13 protein-coding genes are annotated in these 18,309 nt (G+C 63.6%); 9 read left to right on the forward strand and 4 right to left on the reverse strand.

Annotation, left to right across the window (positions count from 1 at the left end):
• The first annotated feature begins 2 nt into the window (after window positions 1-2).
• Window positions 3-1,301, forward strand: a complete 1,299-nt coding sequence (gene egtB, locus FB598_RS02390) for an ergothioneine biosynthesis protein EgtB (protein WP_141912411.1) — start codon at window positions 3-5, stop codon at window positions 1,299-1,301.
• A 106-nt stretch (window positions 1,302-1,407) separates the two neighbouring features.
• On the opposite strand, the gene leuA is transcribed toward egtB, so the two are convergent.
• Window positions 1,408-3,111 (reverse strand): 2-isopropylmalate synthase, encoded by a 1,704-nt coding sequence (leuA, locus tag FB598_RS02395; RefSeq protein WP_141912413.1) that lies wholly within the window; start codon window positions 3,109-3,111, stop codon window positions 1,408-1,410.
• A gap of 752 nt (window positions 3,112-3,863) precedes the next feature.
• Between leuA and FB598_RS02400 the strand changes: the two genes are divergently transcribed.
• From FB598_RS02400 to FB598_RS02415, 4 genes are read left to right on the forward strand one after another with little or no spacing between them, the layout of a single operon-like run.
• Window positions 3,864-4,505: a paraquat-inducible protein A gene (locus FB598_RS02400; protein WP_141912415.1), complete on the forward strand. Its 642-nt coding sequence runs from the start codon at window positions 3,864-3,866 to the stop codon at window positions 4,503-4,505.
• Window positions 4,502-5,236: a paraquat-inducible protein A gene (locus tag FB598_RS02405; RefSeq protein WP_141912419.1), complete on the forward strand. Its 735-nt coding sequence runs from the start codon at window positions 4,502-4,504 to the stop codon at window positions 5,234-5,236. Before FB598_RS02400 ends, FB598_RS02405 begins: the two co-directional genes overlap by 4 nt.
• Window positions 5,233-6,855: an intermembrane transport protein PqiB gene (locus tag FB598_RS02410; protein ID WP_141912421.1), complete on the forward strand. Its 1,623-nt coding sequence runs from the start codon at window positions 5,233-5,235 to the stop codon at window positions 6,853-6,855. The genes FB598_RS02405 and FB598_RS02410 overlap by 4 nt, the downstream gene beginning before the upstream one ends.
• Window positions 6,852-7,505, forward strand: a complete 654-nt coding sequence (locus FB598_RS02415) for a membrane integrity-associated transporter subunit PqiC (protein WP_141912424.1) — start codon at window positions 6,852-6,854, stop codon at window positions 7,503-7,505. The genes FB598_RS02410 and FB598_RS02415 overlap by 4 nt, the downstream gene beginning before the upstream one ends.
• Window positions 7,506-7,600: 95 nt before the next feature.
• Here FB598_RS02415 and FB598_RS02420 read toward each other — a convergent pair whose 3' ends face one another.
• Together FB598_RS02420 and fabI are read right to left on the reverse strand one after the other, a co-directional pair.
• Entirely contained in the window at window positions 7,601-9,097 is a 1,497-nt protein-coding gene (locus tag FB598_RS02420; protein ID WP_141912428.1) for a DEAD/DEAH box helicase, read from the reverse strand.
• Between the two features lie 386 nt (window positions 9,098-9,483).
• Complete coding sequence (gene fabI, locus FB598_RS02425; RefSeq protein WP_050467021.1) at window positions 9,484-10,266, reverse strand: enoyl-ACP reductase FabI; 783 nt, start codon at window positions 10,264-10,266, stop codon at window positions 9,484-9,486.
• A gap of 357 nt (window positions 10,267-10,623) precedes the next feature.
• On the opposite strand from fabI, the gene FB598_RS02430 reads away from it, so the two are divergent.
• Genes FB598_RS02430 through FB598_RS02445 form a run of 4 tightly spaced genes read left to right on the forward strand, consistent with a single transcriptional unit; the run spans window position 10,624 to window position 16,196 of the window.
• Window positions 10,624-12,432, forward strand: coding sequence for an extracellular solute-binding protein (locus FB598_RS02430; protein WP_141912430.1), 1,809 nt, complete (start codon window positions 10,624-10,626; stop codon window positions 12,430-12,432).
• Between the two features lie 46 nt (window positions 12,433-12,478).
• On the forward strand, window positions 12,479-13,549 hold the full coding sequence (locus FB598_RS02435; protein WP_141912434.1) for a microcin C ABC transporter permease YejB: 1,071 nt from the start codon (window positions 12,479-12,481) through the stop codon (window positions 13,547-13,549).
• The gene (locus tag FB598_RS02440) at window positions 13,546-14,610 is read left to right on the forward strand and encodes an ABC transporter permease (RefSeq protein ID WP_141912437.1); all 1,065 of its coding nucleotides are present in this window, start codon (window positions 13,546-13,548) and stop codon (window positions 14,608-14,610) included. The genes FB598_RS02435 and FB598_RS02440 overlap by 4 nt, the downstream gene beginning before the upstream one ends.
• On the forward strand, window positions 14,607-16,196 hold the full coding sequence (locus tag FB598_RS02445; protein ID WP_221292294.1) for an ABC transporter ATP-binding protein: 1,590 nt from the start codon (window positions 14,607-14,609) through the stop codon (window positions 16,194-16,196). The genes FB598_RS02440 and FB598_RS02445 overlap by 4 nt, the downstream gene beginning before the upstream one ends.
• A gap of 362 nt (window positions 16,197-16,558) precedes the next feature.
• On the opposite strand, the gene FB598_RS02450 is transcribed toward FB598_RS02445, so the two are convergent.
• A complete protein-coding gene (locus FB598_RS02450; protein WP_141912439.1) occupies window positions 16,559-18,091 on the reverse strand; it encodes a transglycosylase SLT domain-containing protein in 1,533 nt (510 codons plus the stop codon).
• Window positions 18,092-18,309: the final 218 nt, after the last annotated feature.

Raw genomic sequence — 18,309 nt, forward strand, 5'->3', positions numbered from 1 at the left:
TCATGCGCCATGAAACCGGAGTTGCCGATGCGGCCATGGAGGCCGCCATCGATGCAGTAATCGACGCCGCTATCCAGGAAGTGAACCACCGCGCGCACGGCCGCATGAGCGACCGTTTCCGCCGCGTGCGCCGGCAATCGCGGGCGATCGCCGAACCGTTGTCGGCCGAGGACTGTTGCGTGCAGTCGATGCCGGATGCCAGCCCGGTCAAGTGGCACCTGGCGCATGCCACCTGGTTTTTCGAAACCTTCATCCTGGAGCGGTTCGAGCCGGGTTTCCGCGCTTTCCATCCGCAGTTCCGCGTGCTGTACAACTCCTATTACGAAGGCGTCGGCGACAGGTTCCCGCGTGCGCAACGCGGCCTGTTGACGCGCCCCGCGCTAGATGAGGTGCTGGCCTATCGGGCCGATGTCGACCATCGCATGCTGCTGCTGATCGATGCGCTGGAGGCGGGCGAGCACGCGCCTCCGGAGGGGTTCATGGAACTGCTGGAACTCGGTTTGCAGCATGAGCAGCAGCATCAGGAGCTGATGCTGACCGACATCAAGCATCTGCTCTCCCTCAATCCCTTGCAGCCGGCGTATCAGGAAATGCCGGAGTCCTTGCGCATTGCCGAACCGGCCCGGTTGCCGCTGGACTGGCATCACATCGAGGCCGGAGTGGTGGAGATCGGTCATGACGGGCCGGGCTTCTGTTTCGACAATGAAAAGCCGCGCCATCGGCAATTCGTCGAGGCCTACCAGTGCGCCTCGCGGCTGGTGAACAATGCCGAGTACTGTGCCTTCGTCGAAGCGGGCGGTTACCGGGATGCGTCGCTGTGGCTGTCCGAAGGCTGGGAGTGGAAGCGGCAGCTCAAGCTGGAATATCCGATCTATTGGCAGCGCGACGCAGCCGGCGGCTGGCGCGAATTCACCGAGTATGGCCTGCAGCCGCTGGAACCGCATCGCGCCGCCGTGCACCTGTCTTATTACGAGGCCGATGCCTACGCGCGCTGGGCCGGCGCGCGGCTGTTGACGGAAGCCGAATGGGAGCACGCCGCCGACCTCCTGCAGGGTTGCGGCCGCGAATTCTTCGGCGTGGCCTGGCAATGGACCAGCAGCAGCTACGCGCCGTATGCCGGCTATGTGCCGCCGGCAGGCGCGGTGGGCGAGTACAACGGCAAGTTCATGGTGAACCAGTACGTCTTGCGGGGGTCTTCCAGCGCCACGCCGTTGAATCATGCGCGCCTGACTTACCGCAACTTCTTCCCGGCCTGTGCGCGCTGGCAGGCCAGCGGTATCCGCCTGGCGCGCGCAGGCTGAAAAAAGCGGCGGAAAAAACGGGCGGGCCAGAAATGCAAAAACGCCGGCGGATAGGCCGGCGTTCTTATTGGGGAGCAGCGCCGGGATCGCCGGCGGTTTTCCTTGGTCAGGCTGCCTTGGCTTGCGAGGAAGCGCCCTGGTTGGCGCTTTCGCCGATGGCGATCTGGCGGTTGATGGCGCTGATCACCGCCTTGAAGGAAGCGGTCACGATGTTGGCGTCGATGCCCACACCGAAGCCGGTCGGCGCTTCGTTCAGGCGCAGTTCGATGTAGCTGGCCGCTTTCGCATCGGCGCCGGCGCCGATGGCGTGCTCATGGAAGTCCATCAGCTTGATGTCCAGGCCCAGCGCATGCACGAAGGCGTCGATCGGGCCGTTGCCGCTGCCGCGCACGGTGGTGTTCTGGCCGTTGCGCACGATATCGACTTCGATGTTGATCGACTCCGCCTTGGACGAGTCTTCCGTCATGCGGTGGGCGCGGTAGACATAGGGCTCGGTGCGCTCCAGGTATTCACGCGTGAAGATGCTGTAGATGTCGGCGGCGTTGATTTCCTTGCCGGTAGCGTCGGCCTCGCGCTGGATGGCGCGCGAGAATTCGATCTGCAGGCGGCGCGGCAGGGCCAGGCCGTATTCCTGTTCCAGCAGGTAGGCCATGCCGCCCTTGCCGGACTGGCTGTTGACGCGGATCACGGCGTCGTAGCTGCGGCCCAGGTCGGCCGGGTCGATCGGCAGGTACGGCACTTCCCAGATGGCGTCGGGCTGCTGCTTGGCGAAGCCCTTCTTGATCGCGTCCTGGTGCGAGCCGGAGAAGGCGGTGAAGACCAGGTCACCGACGTACGGGTGGCGCGGGTGCACCGGAATCTGGTTGCATTCTTCGACCACCTGGCGCACCACGTCGATGTCGGAAAAGTCCAGGCCGGGGTTGACGCCCTGGGTGTACAGGTTCAGCGCCAGGGTCACCAGGTCGACGTTGCCGGTGCGTTCGCCGTTGCCGAACAGGCAGCCTTCGACGCGGTCGGCGCCGGCCATGACGGCCAGCTCGGCCGAGGCGACCGCGGTGCCGCGGTCATTGTGCGGGTGCACCGAAATGATGGCGCTGTCGCGGTGCTTCAGGTTGCGGCACATCCATTCGATCTGGTCGGCGTAGACGTTGGGAGTGCTGCACTCGACGGTGGAGGGCAGGTTCAGGATGATCTTGCGGTTCGGCGTGGCGCCCCAGGTCTCGCAGACGGCGTCGCAGATGTCCTTGGAGAAATCCAGTTCGGTGGTGCTGAAGGACTCGGGTGAGTATTCGAAGCGCCATTCGGTGCCCGGGCGGGCATCGGTCAGTTCCTTGACCAGGCGGGTGCCGGTGACGGCGATGTTCTTGATCTCGTCGCGCGACATGTTGAAGACGATCTTGCGGAACGCCGGGGCCACCGAGTTGTACAGGTGGACGATGGCCTTCTTGGCGCCTTCCAGCGATTCGACGGTGCGGCGGATCAGCTCTTCGCGCGACTGGGTCAGCACGATGATGGTGACGTCGTCGGGGATGCGGTTCTCGGTGATCAGCTTGCGCACGAAATCGAAGTCGGTCTGCGAGGCGGAGGGGAAACCGACTTCGATTTCCTTCAGGCCGGTTTTCAGCAGCAATTCGAAGAAGCGCAGCTTGCGTTCGGCGTTCATCGGCTCGATCAGGGCCTGGTTGCCGTCGCGCAGATCGGTGCTCATCCAGATCGGCGGGGTGTCGATGACCTTGCCGGGCCAGGTGCGGTCGGGCAGGTCGATGGCGGGGAACGGGCGGTACTTGGCGGCTGGGTTGTTTAACATCATGATGAACCTCTTTGGTCTCGGTGATTCGTGGAATGCTTTAATTCTTTAAAACGCTGTCTGATGTGGCGATCGGGTTGCCTGGCTGCCACTCGCGCATGGCCAGGCAACCCGTCATAGAGCCAGAAGCGGGATCTCCGGGCGCAGGCAGGCGCCGGCTGCGGCAGGTGCGTATGCGGTGCAGGTGGTGATCGGCTTGGAGTGCATGATCGCTTCGCTTGATGATTGCGGCAACCGTTGAAAAACGCGTTGCTGCTGGTTGGTACTGCTCGGTACTGCCGGAGTGATTTTTGTGTGCCGTTTCGCGGGTGGTCGGGTACGGGATGCCTGGACTCAGCGAACTTCGGCGGAAAAACGGATTAGCGCGAGGCTAGTAGTAGCGACACTGGTAGCAACGCTAGCAGGGCGCTGGCGCTGTTCAGTAGCAGGAGGAATTTTGCTGCGGAAGTCATTCGAAGAATGTAGAAGATTGCCCTCGGGCTTGTCAAGCGCTATCTTCTTTGCAAGCGTAAATGCGTTCCGTCCTGCAAACTATTTGTTGCTAGAATCGCTAATTAATTACCGGCCGGTCATTAAGGTGCGTGTTTGCAAGAAGTAAATGATGCCGGAAGTGAACGCCATGGGCCGATTTCGCTCAAAATGGGGGCTATTTTGGCGCTGCAACATGCCTGCCGGCGCATGCGCCCAGCGCCAAGCGGCATCGCCCGGCGGCACAAGACAAAAGCATAAAACCGAGAAAGCAGAACTATTCCTCCATGCAGAAACGTCCGGACCTGATCGTTTGCGAAGAATGCGATGCCGTCTATCCCCGGCCCGTCCTGGGCCATGGCGAGGTGGCGTATTGCCTGCGCTGCGAGGCCGAGCTCGACCGCGATACCGGCCGCCGCCTGGAGCGGCTGTTGCCGCTGACCGTGGGCGCCCTGATCCTGTTCGTGGTCGCCAATTCCTTTCCCATCGTTACCATCGAGTTGCAAGGCCTCTCCAGCGATACCACGCTGATCGGCGCGGTGGCGGCGCTGGCGCGCGATGGCATGAGCGAGGTCGCGTTGCTGGTGATGGCCACCACCTTGCTGTTCCCGCTGATCCAGATGCTGGTGCTGTTCTACCTGCTGCTGCCGTCCTCGCGGCTGGAACGTCCGCCCGGATTCGTCTTCCTGTTGCGCATGATGCAGGCCGCGCGCCCCTGGGGCATGATCGAGGTGTTCATGCTGGGTGTGCTGGTGGCGCTGATCAAACTGTCCAACATGGCCGAGGTGATCCCGGGCCCGGCGCTATGGTCGTTCGGCGCGCTGACCGTGCTGCTGACGGCGGTGGTGTCATTCAATCCGCGCTACATCTGGCATATCTGCGAGCGCAAGCAGGCGCTGCGCGAGGCCGGGGAAGGGCATTCTTCGTGAGCCGCTACGCGCATTCCGATGCCTTGCCCTTGCCGGGCGACCTCCCGGCGCAGGCAGCGGCCAGGGTGCCGGATGCCGCCGCCCTGGGCGTGATCGGCTGCCATCATTGCGGCACGGTGTGGGAGGGCGCCCGCCAGGACGATCGCTGCGGCGTCTGCGACGCGCCGCTGCACGTACGCAAGCGCGACAGCCTGAACCGCACCTGGGCGCTGCTCATCGCGGCCTGCATCATGTACGTCCCCGCCAACCTGATGCCGGTGATGGTCACCCGCACGCTGTTCGACGAGCAGCGCGACACCATCATGAGCGGCGTCATCTATTTCTGGACGTCGGGCGAATGGGGGCTGGCGCTGGTGGTGTTCGTGGCCAGCTTCCTGGTGCCGTTGTTCAAGCTGGCGGCATTGATCATCCTGGTGATTTCCGCGCGCCATCGCAGCAGTTGGCAGCGGCCGCAGCGCGCCAAGCTGTATCGCGTGATCGAGACCATCGGACGCTGGTCCATGCTGGATGTGTTCGTGGTCTCGGTGCTCACAGGCCTGGTGAAGATCCACGGCTTCGCCGATGTCCATGCCGGCATCGGCATTGCCGCCTTCGGCGCGGTGGTGGTGCTGACCATGCTGGCGTCGCTGACCTTCGACCCGCGCCTGATCTGGGATGAGGACGAGCATCCGGCGCTGACGGCGCAAGCGGACATCGATGATGAATTGAACAAGAAACAGGAAACGCAATGACTGATCCGCACCAAGAACCCCCCGCCCTGCAGCAGCCCAGGCGCGTGCGTCGGCGCAACTGGCTCCCTTCGCTGGTATGGCTGGTGCCCATCGTCGCGGCCATCGTCGGCCTGACGCTGGCGGCCAAGATCCTGATCGATCGCGGGCCGGTGGTCACCGTCAGCTTCCGTTCCGCCGAAGGGCTGGAAGCCGGCAAGACCAAGGTCAAGTACAAGGATGTGGACATCGGCCAGGTGCAGTCGATCAAGCTCGCCGAGGATCGCTCGCACGTGCTGGTTTCGATCCAGTTGACCAAGGAAGCCTCGGGCTTCGATGCCGCGGACACCCGCTATTGGGTGGTGCGCCCGCGCATTGCCGCTTCCGGCATTTCGGGACTGGGCACCTTGCTGTCGGGCGCCTATATCGGCGCCGACGCCGGCGCTTCGGGCGACACCAAGAAGGAGTTCGTCGGCCTGGAGCAGCCGCCCATCGTCACGCGCGACGCTTCCGGCCGCCAGTTCGTGCTGCATGCCGATGACCTCGGTTCGCTCGACATCGGCTCCCCGGTGTTTTACCGCCGCATCAAGGTCGGGCAGGTCATGGCATACGACCTCGATGCCGACGGGCGCGGCGTGACGCTGCGCATTTTCATCGACTCGCCCTACGACAAGTTCATCACGCCCAATTCGCGTTTCTGGCACGCCAGCGGTTTCGACATGGAGCTCAACGCCAGCGGCTTCAAGCTGCACACGCAGGCGCTGTCGACCGTGGTGCTGGGCGGTATCGCTTTCCGCGACCGCAATGAGGAGGAGAAGAGCGAGCCGGCCAAGGAAGGGGCGCAGTTCCAGCTGGCCGACGACGAAGCCACCGCCATGAAGGAACCGGATGGCGTGCCGCAGACCGTGCTGCTGTACTTCGACCAGTCGCTGCGCGGCCTGCAGCCGGGCGCCTCGGTGGACTTCCGCGGCGTGGTGCTGGGCGAAGTCAAGAGCGTGGGCATCGAGTATGACCGCGCCAAGGGCGAGTTCCGCATGCCTGTCATGGTGCAGATCTATCCGGATCGCCTGGGCCGCAGGTTCAACCAGGGCATCTCGGATACCCAGTATTCCCATATCGAACGCCTGAAGTTCCTGGTCAAGCGCGGCCTGCGCGCGCAACTGCGCAACGGTAACCTGCTGACCGGCCAACTGTATGTCGCCATCGATTTCTTCCCCAAGGCCAAGCCGGTGCAGATCGATGCCAGCAAGGTGCCGGTGGAGTTGCCCACGATCCCGGGCAGCCTGGATGAAATCCAAAGCCAGATCGCCGATATCGCCGCCAAGCTGTCCAAGGTGCCGTTCGATGAGATCGGACGCGATCTGCAGACCACCGTCAAGACGCTCAACAAGACGCTCGCGACGGCCGAGCAGACCGCGGCCCATATCAACAACGATATCGCGCCGGAGATGACGGCGGCCATGAAGGATGCGCGCAAGACCTTGAACGCGGCCGAGCGCACCTTGTCCGACGATGCCCCGCTGCAGCAGGATATCCGCCAGACCATGCAGGAGCTTTCGCGCGCCGCGGCTTCGATCCGCGTTCTGACCGATTACCTGCAACAGCACCCGGAATCGCTGATCCGCGGCAAACAGGAGCCATGATGTCCCCGAACAAAAACAGTCCCATCAAATGCCTGGCCGCCGCCTCGGTGGCGGCGATGCTGCTGGCCGCCTGCGGCACTACGCCGCCGGCGCAGTTCTACACGCTGGCGGCAACGCCGGCATCGGCTGCGTCGGCTGCGTCGGCCGTCGACGCCCGGCCGGCGCCGGGCGCCCAAACCTTCATCGAGATGCTGCCGGTGGCGGTGCCGGAACGCCTGGCGCGCCCGCAAGTGGTGGTGCGCAGCGATGCCGCCAAGCTCGATGTGCTGGAGCAGGACCGCTGGTCCTCGCCGTTCAACAATGAATTGCGCGACGCCCTGGCCGCAGGCATTGCCAGCCGCCTGGACGCCATCGACATTTCGCGCAGCGCTCGCCCGCCGGGCCAGGTCAGTTACCGCATCGCGGTCGAACTGCGCGACCTCGATGCGGTGCGCAACGGCCAGGTCAGGGCCAGCTTCGGTTGGAGCGTCACGCGTTCGGACGACCGCAAGACGGCGGTGTGCCGCCTGGCCGTGACGGAGCCCGTGGCCGGGAATGCGATCAGCGATGTGGTGGTGGCGACGCAGAAGGTAGTCGCTGCTGCCGCCGATGCGATCGCCGGCAATGTACGCGCCTTGCAAGCGGGGCAGGCAGCCAAGTGCCTGGAGTGATGATCAGGCAGGCGTGAAGCCTGGCAGGACGAAAAAAAAACGCTTCAATGTCAATTGAAGCGGTTTTTTTGTTTGCTGCTGGCTAAAGCGGCCGATCAGCGGTCGCCATAGGAACGGCGCGGGCCGTTGCTGTCGGAGCGGAAACCGCCGCCGTTGTTGCCCTTGTAGCCGCCGCCGCTGCCTTCGCGACGCGGGCCGCTGCCTTGCGGCTTGGCGCCGCCGAAGCTGCGGCCTTCGCGGTTGCCGAAACCGCCTTCACGCTGGGGCGCGCCGCCTTCGCGGCTGCCGTTGCCGAAGCGATTGCCGCCGCCGGCGTTGCTGCGGCCGCCATCGCCAGGGCGCCAGCCGCCCGGCTTGCGCGTGTTGCTGCGCGGGGCTGCCGATTTCTTCGGTTCGTAGCCTTCGATGACGTCAACCGGGATGGTCTGCTTGGTAAAGCGTTCGATACGCTTCACATGCATGCCTTCGGCGTGGTTGACCAGCGAGATCGCCACACCCTTGCGGCCGGCGCGGCCGGTACGGCCGATACGGTGCACATAGTCTTCGGCGAACTTGGGCAGGTCGTAGTTGAACACGTGAGTGATGCCCGGTACGTCGATGCCGCGCGCGGCGACGTCGGTGGCCACCAGCACGCGCACCTGGCCGCGGCGCATGCCGTTGAGGGTGCGGTTGCGCGCGCCCTGGTGCATGTCGCCATGCAGCGCGGCGGCTGCGAAGCCGGCGATGTTGAGGCGGTCGGCGATGGTGTCGGCGTCACGCTTGGTGGCGGTGAACACCACGGCCTGGTCCATCGTGGTGTCGCGCAGCAGGTGGTCCAGCAGACGGTTCTTGTGCGACAGGTCGTCGACGAAGTGCACGCGCTGCATGATGTTTTCATGGCGGGTGGCCGAACCGGCGATCTGGATCGTCAACGGGTTGTTGGTGATGCGCTTGGCCATGTTGCCGACCACGCCGTCCAGCGTGGCGGAGAACAGCATGGTCTGGCGCGTGTCGGGAGTGGCGGCGACGATCTTTTCGATGTCGTCGATGAAGCCCATGTCCAGCATGCGGTCGGCTTCGTCCAGCACCAGGATCTGCAGTTGCGAGAAGTCGATCTTGCCGGACTCCATGTGGTCGATCAGGCGGCCCGGCGTGGCCACCAGGATTTCCGGGTTCTTCGACAGCAATTGCATCTGCTTCGGGTAAGGCATGCCGCCCAGGATCGACACCACGCGCACGCGGCGCATGTAGGAGCCGTACTTGTCGGTGGCGGTGGTCACTTGCAGGGCCAGTTCGCGGGTCGGGGTCAGCACCAGCATCTTGGGTTGCGCCGGGGTGAAGCGCGGACGCTCGCCGCGGGCACGGTTGGCCTGGCGTTCCTGGTTGGGGGTACGGGCTGCGGGCGCTGCCTGCGGCAGGTCTGCCAGCTTGTGCAGCGACGGCAGCATGAAGGCTGCGGTCTTGCCCGAACCGGTCTGCGAGGACACCAGCAGATCCTGGCCTTCGATGGCGGCGGGGATGGCTTTTTCCTGGACGGGGGTCGGGACGGTATAGCCTGCCTCGGTCAATGCTTTGATGATCGAAGGGTTCAGGCCAAGTGTTTCAAAAGTCATAATCTCTTTCGTGAATGTGAACGTCAGACACAATTCGGCAGGCGCGCACAAGCGCGCCGGGCATCAATGGCCTGAACGAAAAAAAGCAACGCCAACCGACGAAATGACTATGAAAAAATACAAAGAAATTTCGGCACAAAAGCTTTGCGCCGGGACGGCATCATTGAACGATGCCAGAGGCGGGAGGGCTTTTACTGAAAACTTGTCTTACTGACAGGTAAGGCTTGCGAAGCTAACTTAAGCGGTCGGTTTGAGTACGCTGAACTGAATAGGTTCTCACTGCCTGACTCGCTTGCGCACCGCATATTGCGATGCACAAGCAGAATCATACAGTAAAACATCGAGTTTGGCATCAGGTGTTCTTGGCCAGCCTCGATATCCTGTGGTTATTCGGCGATGCCGCCCACCACGCGCGAGAAGCCGCCGTCGACGTAGGTGATTTCGCCGGTGATGCCGGAGGCCAGGTCCGACAGCAGGAAGGCCGAGGCATTGCCGACGTCTTCAATGGTCACATTGCGGCGCAGCGGAGCGGTCGCGGCGACGGCGCCCAGGATCTTGCCGAAGCCCTTGATGCCGCTGGCGGCCAGGGTCTTGATCGGGCCGGCCGACACGCCGTTCACGCGCACGCCCTTGGGGCCCAGCGCTTCGGCCAGGTAACGCACCGAGGCTTCCAGCGAGGCCTTGGCCAGGCCCATGGTGTTGTAGTTGGGCACCACGCGCTCGGAACCCAGGTAGGTCAGGGTCAGCAGGGCGGCGTTCGGGGACAGCAGCGGCATGGCGGCCTTGGCCATGGCCGGGAAGCTGTAGGCCGAGATGTCGTGGGCGATCTTGAAGCCTTCGCGCGAGAAGCCTTCCAGGAAGTCGCCGGCGATCGCCTCGCTGGGGGCGAAGCCGATGGCGTGCACCAGGCCGTCCAACTGGCTCCAGGACTTGCCGAGGTCGGCGAACAGGGCATTGATCTGCTCATCGCTGGAGACGTCGCAGTCGAAGATCAGCTTGCTGTCGAATTCTTCGGCGAACTTGGTGATGCGGTCCTTGAAGCGCTCGCCCACATAGGTAAACGCCAGTTCGGCGCCTTCGCGCTTGCACGCTTCGGCGATGCCGTAGGCGATGGAACGGTTGGACAGCAAGCCGGTGATCAGAATTTTTTTGCCTTGCAGAAATGCCATGATGACTCCGTATGGTCCGCCGCAGGCGCCTTTCGCCTTGTCGGGGCGGGCGCCGGTTGCGGCCGGTGGTGGTAGCGGCGCGGGCGCCGGGCTGGGACAGGCCAAGATTGTAGGGGCTTGCGGCAACCGGGGCAACCTTTGCGGCGCCGCGGCGGTCTTGCGGCCATGGCTGTCTCCCTCGGTCCGGGGCGCAATTGCTTAATTGTTTTAATTGCTTCCCTGTAATCGCCCATCTATTTACAATTCCCCGAACGTAATCGTTTCCGGCGGGGTGGGCATGGGACTTGCCTGTTGTTGGCGGCTTGCCGCCGGCTTGCGAAACGACTCAATGCCACCGAGAGCACAGACAAACACCGCATGGTCAAAACCCTTTTCTCCTGCCTGCTGGCCGCTGTCCTGATCCACAGCAATCCCGCCGCCGCCGCACACGCCTTCTCGCTCTACGACACTCCCAAGTATCCCGCCGGTTTCACCCATTTCGACTACGTCAACCCGGACGCGCCCAAGCGCGGCACGCTGTATCTCGCCAATCCGGACCGCCGCACCAGTTTCGACAAGTTCAACCCGTTTTCGCTCAAGGGCGTGGCGGCGGCGGGCGTGTCCGAACTGATGTTCGAAACGCTGGTGACCGCTTCCGCGGATGAGGTGGCGACCGTTTATGGTCTGCTGGCCGACGATATCCGGTTGGCGGAAGACCGCATGTCCGTGACTTTCCACCTGAACCCGGCAGCACGGTTCAACAACGGCGACAAGGTGACGGCCGGGGACGTCAAGTATTCCTTCGATACGCTGATGGCCAAGGGGGCGCCGCAATTCAAGTCGGTGTTTGCGGACGTGAAGGACTGCGTGGTCGTCGATGCGGCCACGGTGCGTTTCGATTTCGCCAGCAAGAACCACGAGCTGCCCCTGGTCGTGGGCAGCGTGCCGGTGTTTTCAAAGAAATGGGCCCAAGGCACGCCGTTCGACCAGATCCAGTTGACGCCGCCGATCACGACGGGGCCTTATCTGATCGACAGCTATGACGTCGGCCGCAGCATTACCTACCGGCGCAATCCGGGCTATTGGGGCAACGAGATCCCGAGCCGGCGGGGCTTTTACAATTTCGAGCGCGTCGTCTACCGCTTCTATTCGGACGATGTGGCGCGGCTGCAGGCCTTCAAGGCCGGGGAGTTCGACGTGGTGGTCGAATACAGCGCCAAGAATTGGGCGCGCAGCTACACCGGCCCACAGTTTCGCGACGGCAGCATCATCAAGAAGGAGTTCAGGCATTCCAATGGCGCCGGCATGCAGGGTTTTGTCATGAACCTGCGGCGCGACCAGTTCAAGGATCGGCGCGTACGGCAGGCGATAGGATTGGCGCTGGACTATGAATGGATGAACCGCCAGTTGTTCTATGGCCAGTACACGCGGATCTATTCCTTCTTCAACAACAGTCCGTTGGCGGCCACCGGCATCCCCGAGGGCGATGAACTGGCTTTGCTGAAGTCGATACAAGCCAGGGGCGGCAAGCTCGATCCGGCCGTGTTCGGCCCGGCGCCGGTGCCGCCCAGCACCAATCCCCCTGGTTCGTTGCGCGAAAACCTGCGCCGGGCGCGCGCCTTGCTGGCCGAAGCCGGCTGGGTCTACCGCGACGGCGCGGTGCGCAATGCGCAGGGCGTGCCGTTGTCCTTCGAGATTCTGGACGACCAGAGTTCGATGTCGCGCGTCATCAGCGTGTTCGCGCGCAACCTGCGTACGCTCGGCATCGACGTCACCCAGCGCAGCGCCGACTATGCACTGGTGGCCAAGCGCATGGAAGATTTTGATTTCGACATGACCAGCATCCGCTTTTCCGACATCAGCAGTCCGGGCAACGAGATGTTCGACATGTTCGGCTCCAAGGCTGCCGACCAGAAAGGCTCCAACAATGTATGGGGCCTGAAGGACCCGGTGGTCGACCAGCTGGTTCAGGCGCTGGTGGCCGCGCAAACGCGCGCGCAACTGACTGCGGCTGCGCGCGCGCTGGACCGGGTGTTGCTGCACAAGTACCTGGTGGTGCCGCATTGGTATTCGTCGACCCACCGCATCGCTTACCGGAACCGGTTCGGCATTCCCCGGACGGCGCCGTTGTATTACCAGGCCGACCCTTACGTGATCGGCAGCTGGTGGGAGGAGAAGGCGCGATGAGCATCGCAATGGCCCGCCATGCACTTGAACAAGGATGGTTGCACGCATGAATATCTGGTCCTACATATTGAAGCGGGTGCTGTTGATGGTGCCCACGCTGTTCGGCGTGATCGCCATCACCTTCGCAGTGATCCAGTTCGTTCCCGGCGGCCCGGTAGAGCAGGCCATGCTGGAGATGAAAGGACGCAGCGGCGGCGGCGAGGCTTCGGGCGGCGGCGCCGCCACTGGTGCCGCGGGCTACCGGGGCCGGCAGGGCATTGACGAGCAGCGCATCGCCGAGATCAAGCGGCTCTATGGCTTCGACAAGCCGCCCATCGAGCGCTTTGGCCAGATGCTCAAGGGTTTCCTGAGTTTCGACCTGGGCAAGAGCTTTTACCATCACGGCGATGTCTGGACGCTGGTCAAGTCCAAGCTGCCGGTGTCGGTCACTATTGGCCTGTGGACCTTCTTCCTGACCTATCTGATTTCTGTTCCGCTGGGCATTGCCAAGGCTGTGCGCGAAGGCAGCGCCTTCGATTCCGCCACCAGTGCGCTGGTACTGGTGGGGTACTCGATTCCCGGCTTCGTGCTGGGCGTGTTCCTGTTGGTGGTGTTCGGCGGCGGTAGTTTCCTGCAATGGTTCCCGTTGCGCGGACTGACCTCGGACAACTGGCAAAACCTGTCACTGGCAGGCAAGGTGGCCGATTACCTGTGGCACATCACGCTGCCGGTGACGGCTTCGGTGGCCGGCTCTTTCGCCGTCACCACGATCCTGACCAAGAACACCTTCCTCGAAGAGATCCGCAAGCAATACGTGCTCACCGCGCGCGCCAAGGGGCTCTCTGAAAACAAGGTGCTCTACAAGCACGTTTTCCGCAATGCACTGATCCCACTGGTGACCGGCTTCCCGGCCGCCTTCATCGGCGCCTTCTTCGCCGGCAGCCTGCTGATCGAGACGCTGTTCTCGCTCGACGGACTGGGGCTGCTGTCCTACGAGTCGGTGATTAGGCGCGACTATCCGGTGGTGATGGGCACGCTGTATCTGTTCACGCTGATCGGCCTGGTGGTCAAGCTGCTGGGCGACCTCTGCTACGTCTGGGCCGATCCGCGCCTGCAATTCGAAAGCCTGGCCAAATGAGCGCAATGCAAACACCCGCAACCGCTGTCGCCGCCGCGCCCCCGGTCTCGCCCAGCCGCCGCATCTGGCTGCGCTTTCGCGCCAGCCGCCGCGGCTATTGGAGTCTGGTGATCTTCACCGCGCTGTTCGTCGTCAGTCTCGGCGCCGAACTGTTTTCCAACGACAAACCGCTGGTGGCGCACTACAACGGGCAACTGATGTTTCCCATGCTGCGCGACTATTCCGACAAAAGCTTCGGCGGCGACTTCGATTCGCCGGCCGACTACCTCGATCCGTTCATCCAGGAGCAGTTCAGGAAAGACGGCAACTGGGCCGTCTATCCGCTCAACCGCTACAGCTACGACACGCTGAACTACTTCTCCAAAGCGCCTAACCCGGCCGCGCCTTCTGCCGACAACTGGCTGGGCACCGACGACCGCGGGCGCGATGTGTTCGCGCGGCTGCTCTACGGTTTCCGCATCTCGGTCCTGTTCGGCATCGCGCTGACTGCCATCGGCGTGGTGCTGGGCATCGCCGCCGGCGCCTTGCAGGGCTACTTCGCCGGGCGCACCGATCTGTTCATGCAGCGCATCCTGGAGATCTGGGGCTCGATGCCCGAGCTTTACCTGCTGATCATCTTTTCCTCGATCTTCCAGCCCAGCCTGGGTTTGTTGCTGATCCTGCTGTCGCTGTTCGGCTGGATGGGACTGTCGGACTACGTGCGCGCCGATTTCCTGCGCAACCGCAATCTGGAATATGTGCAGGCCGCGCGCGCCATGGGCTTGTCGAACCGCCAGATCATCTGGCGCCACATCCTGCCCAATAGCCTGACCACGGTGGTGACCTTCCTGCCGTTTCGCATGAGCGCGGCGATCCTGGCGCTGACCAGCCTGGATTTCCTCGGGCTCGGCGTGCCGCCGTCCACGCCCAGCCTGGGCGAGCTGCTGGCGCAAGGCAAGAACAATCTCGACGCCTGGTGGATCGCGCTGTCGACTTTCCTCGTGCTGACCGTGATGCTGCTGCTGTTGACCAATATCGGCGATGCCTTGCGCAACGCCCTCGATGTCCGGAGGAAAGCATGAGCGCGAACGTGGGCGCCCCTTTGCTGGAAGTCCGCAACCTGGTGATCCGCTTCGGCGGCTCCACCGTGGTGGACGATGTCAGCTTTTCGATCGCGCCGGGGCAGAAGTTCGCGCTGGTGGGCGAGTCCGGCTCCGGCAAGTCGGTCAGTTCGCTGGCCGTGCTCAGGCTCAACCAGGATGCGCAATACGGCGGCGAAATCCTCTTCGATGGCGCAGACATCCTGCAAAAAAGCGAACGCCAGATGCAGCAGGTGCGCGGCAAGGATGTGGCGATGATTTTCCAGGAGCCGATGACCGCGCTCAATCCGCTGTTTACCATCGGCAACCAGATTGCCGAGGTGCTGATGCGGCACGAAGGCATCAACGCCAAACAGGCCGCGCAGCGTACGGTGGAACTGCTGGAGAAAACCGGCATCCCGGAACCGGCGCGGCGCGCGCTGGCGTATCCGCATGAGCTCTCCGGCGGCCAGCGCCAGCGCGCCATGATCGCCATGGCGCTGGCCTGCAAGCCGAAGCTGTTGATCGCCGACGAGCCGACCACGGCGCTGGACGTGACCATCCAGGTGCAGATCCTGGAACTGCTCAACCAGTTGCAGCGCGATGAAAACATGGCGGTGCTGATCATCTCCCACGACCTCAACCTGGTGCGCCATTTCGCCGACCGCGTGGGCGTGATGGAAAAGGGCAAGCTGGTTGAAACCGCCTCCACCGAGGAACTCTTCGCCAACCCGCAGCAGCCTTATACCAGGAAGCTGCTGCAAAGCCGTCCGCAGCGCAGCGTTGCCGATGTCGCGCCGGATGCCGGCGTGGTGCTGCAGGCCGAACAACTGCGCTGCACCTACAAGATCAAGCAGGGCTGGTTCTCCAAGCGCCTGTTCCAGGCGGTCGATGGCGTGGACCTGCAACTGCGCCGCGGCGAAACGCTGGGCATCGTCGGCGAGTCCGGCTCCGGCAAGTCGACCCTGGGCATGGCGCTGCTGCGCTTGTCCGGCGCCCAGGTGGCGGGGGCGATCCGCTTCGACGGGCAGTCCATCGCCGATGCGCCCAGCCGCGTGCTGCGCCCCATGCGCTCGCGCATGCAGGTGGTGTTCCAGGATCCGTATGCCTCGCTATCGCCGCGCCGCACGGTGGAGCAGATCGTCGGCGAAGGCCTGGCGCTGCATCATCCCGGATTGAGCCTTGAACAGCAGCGCCGCAAGATTGCCGACGCCCTGGCCGAAGTCGGCTTGCCGGATTCGGTGCTGGAGCGTTATCCGCACGAATTCTCCGGCGGCCAGCGCCAGCGCATCGCCATCGCCCGCGCGCTGGTGCTGCAGCCCGAATTGCTGCTGCTGGACGAGCCGACCTCGGCGCTGGATGTCACCGTCCAGCAGCAGGTGCTGCAACTGCTGGCGGAACTGCAGCGCCGCCACGGCCTGGCGTATCTGTTCATCACGCATGACCTGGCGGTGGTGCGCGCCATGGCGCACCAGGTATTGGTGATGAAGGACGGCAAGGTGGTGGAGCGGGGCGACACGCAAGACATCATGCAGCGCCCGCAGCATGCCTATACGCAGCGTTTGCTGGCGGCGTCTTACGCGGCGTGATGCGGTGTAGCCGTTGCGGTGCAAACAGTAAGTCCCGCTTGCGGCAGTGCCGTTCAGTTGGGCTGACTCTCGCTCAATCATCGGCCATCCGTTCGGGCTGAGTAGGCCCACCGGGGCCGTATCGAAGCCAGCGTGTCGGCCTTTCCCGGTCTTGCCTGCCCTTCGATACGCTGTTGCGCATCTACTCAGGGCGAACGGAGCTGGAACTTCCCAAGAAAAAATACCGTTCAGCGCTTAACTGAACGGCATTACCGCTTGCGCGGGGCTTTCTGGTTTCTTGTTGTGATGGCAGTCGAACTGCGCTCGTCTCCTCCGGCATCCTCCGGATTTTTTGCATCGGTGGGCATGCCTTCGATGGCGGCTTATTGCTTGCGCGCGCTGTTGCCCGATGCCAGCGTGAGCGGCTTGCCCGCCGCCACCTTGCGCGCCGGGGCCGGCGCTGCCTTGCGCACCGGCGCCCGGGCGGCGGCGACTTGCCGGCGTGCCGGCGCTGTGCGGCGCGCGGCTGCCGTGCGGGTCGGTGCGGCATGCGCGGTGTTGGGCACGTGCAATTGCAGGCTTTGGCCGGCGGCCAGCACGTCGCGCTTCAAGCCATTCCATTCCTTGATCTGCGCCACGCTCACGCGATAGCGGCCGGCGATGCCGGCCAGGGTGTCGCGCTTGCCAGCCTTGACATAGATGCGGCGGGTTTCCGGTACGTCCGGGGCGATGGCCAGGCGGGCGTTGTCGGCGATTTCCGGGGTCAGCTCGGTATCGAGCGAGGTGGTTTGCTCGGTCTTGGGCACCAGGATGGTGGAGCCGGCCTTGAGCACCATGCGCGGCGGGATCTGGTTGACGCTGCGGATCACTTCGGGCGTCGTGCCGAACCTGCTGGCGATGGTTTCGATGCGCTCGCGGGCGCTGGAGACGGTGTGCGCCGTCCAGCTGGTGAAGGCCTGGGTCCACTTGGACATGTTGGCCTTGAATTTCTCGGCATTGTTTTCCGGCAGCAGGATCTTGGTGTCTTCGCTGCCGATGATCACCGGGCGGTTGAACTGCGGGTTGAGCGCCTTGAATTCGTCCAGCGACAGCTCGGCCAGTTGCGCCGCGACCTTGACGTCGATGTTGCGGGTCTTGCCGATGGTGACGAAGTAGGGCTGGTTGTCGACCTTGGGCAGGGCGATGTCGAAAGCGCCGGGGTTGGCGATGATGTTCTTCACCGCCTGCAGCTTGGGCACGTAGTTGCGCGTCTCATTGGGCATCTGCGCCGACAGCGTGTTGAAGTCGATCGGCAGGCCGGCCGCCAGGTTGCGGTTGACGGCGCGCTGCACCGAGCCTTCGCCCCAGTTGTAGGCCGCCAGCGCCAGTTGCCAGTCGCCGAACATGCCGTACAGCTTTTGCAGGTAGGTCAGCGCGGCGTCGGTCGAGGCCAGTACGTCGCGCCGCTCGTCGGTGAACATGTTCTGCTTGAGGTTGTAGTCACGCCCGGTGGACGGGATGAACTGCCACATGCCGGCCGCCTTGGCGGTCGACAGCGCTTCCGGGTTGAACGCCGATTCGATGAAGGGCAACAGCGCCAGTTCGGTCGGCATGCCGCGCTTTTCCAGTTCCTGCACCACGTGGAACAGGTAGCGCGAGGCGCGTACGGTGGTGCGCTGGATGTAGTCGGGGCGCGAGCTGTACCACTGCGTCTGGCTCTCGACCAGGCTGTTGTCCAGGTCGGGGATGCCGAAACCCTTGCGGATGCGCGTCCAGATATCGATGTCGTTCATTCCCGGCAGCGCATTGGCGCCGAGCTCGGGATTGATCGCATTGAAGGGGGCGGGGTAGATCGAGATGTCGTTGGCGTGGGAGAGCAGCGGGGTGCTTGCGCAAAACAGAGCGGCTAAAGCGAGTTTCTTCAGTGTTCGCTGCATGGGGGCGTTATCCTGTGCCAGAGGGCTAAAGTTTGCATTCGGCGCTTCCCTTGCAGAGCTCCGCAGTCGGTAAGCTCAACGCCTTCTGCCGGAAAACGATTTCATGATCGTTCGGCAGTCATGGCGGCAATGCAAGGCAGGAAGCTTCGGATTTCCCCCAAGCACGATTCGCACCTGGCGCGGTTTTTCTCAGTAAAAATGTGTAAAAACCAGCGCGC

This window comes from Herbaspirillum sp. SJZ106 (assembly GCF_006715495.1).
Classification (GTDB): domain Bacteria; phylum Pseudomonadota; class Gammaproteobacteria; order Burkholderiales; family Burkholderiaceae_D; genus Herbaspirillum.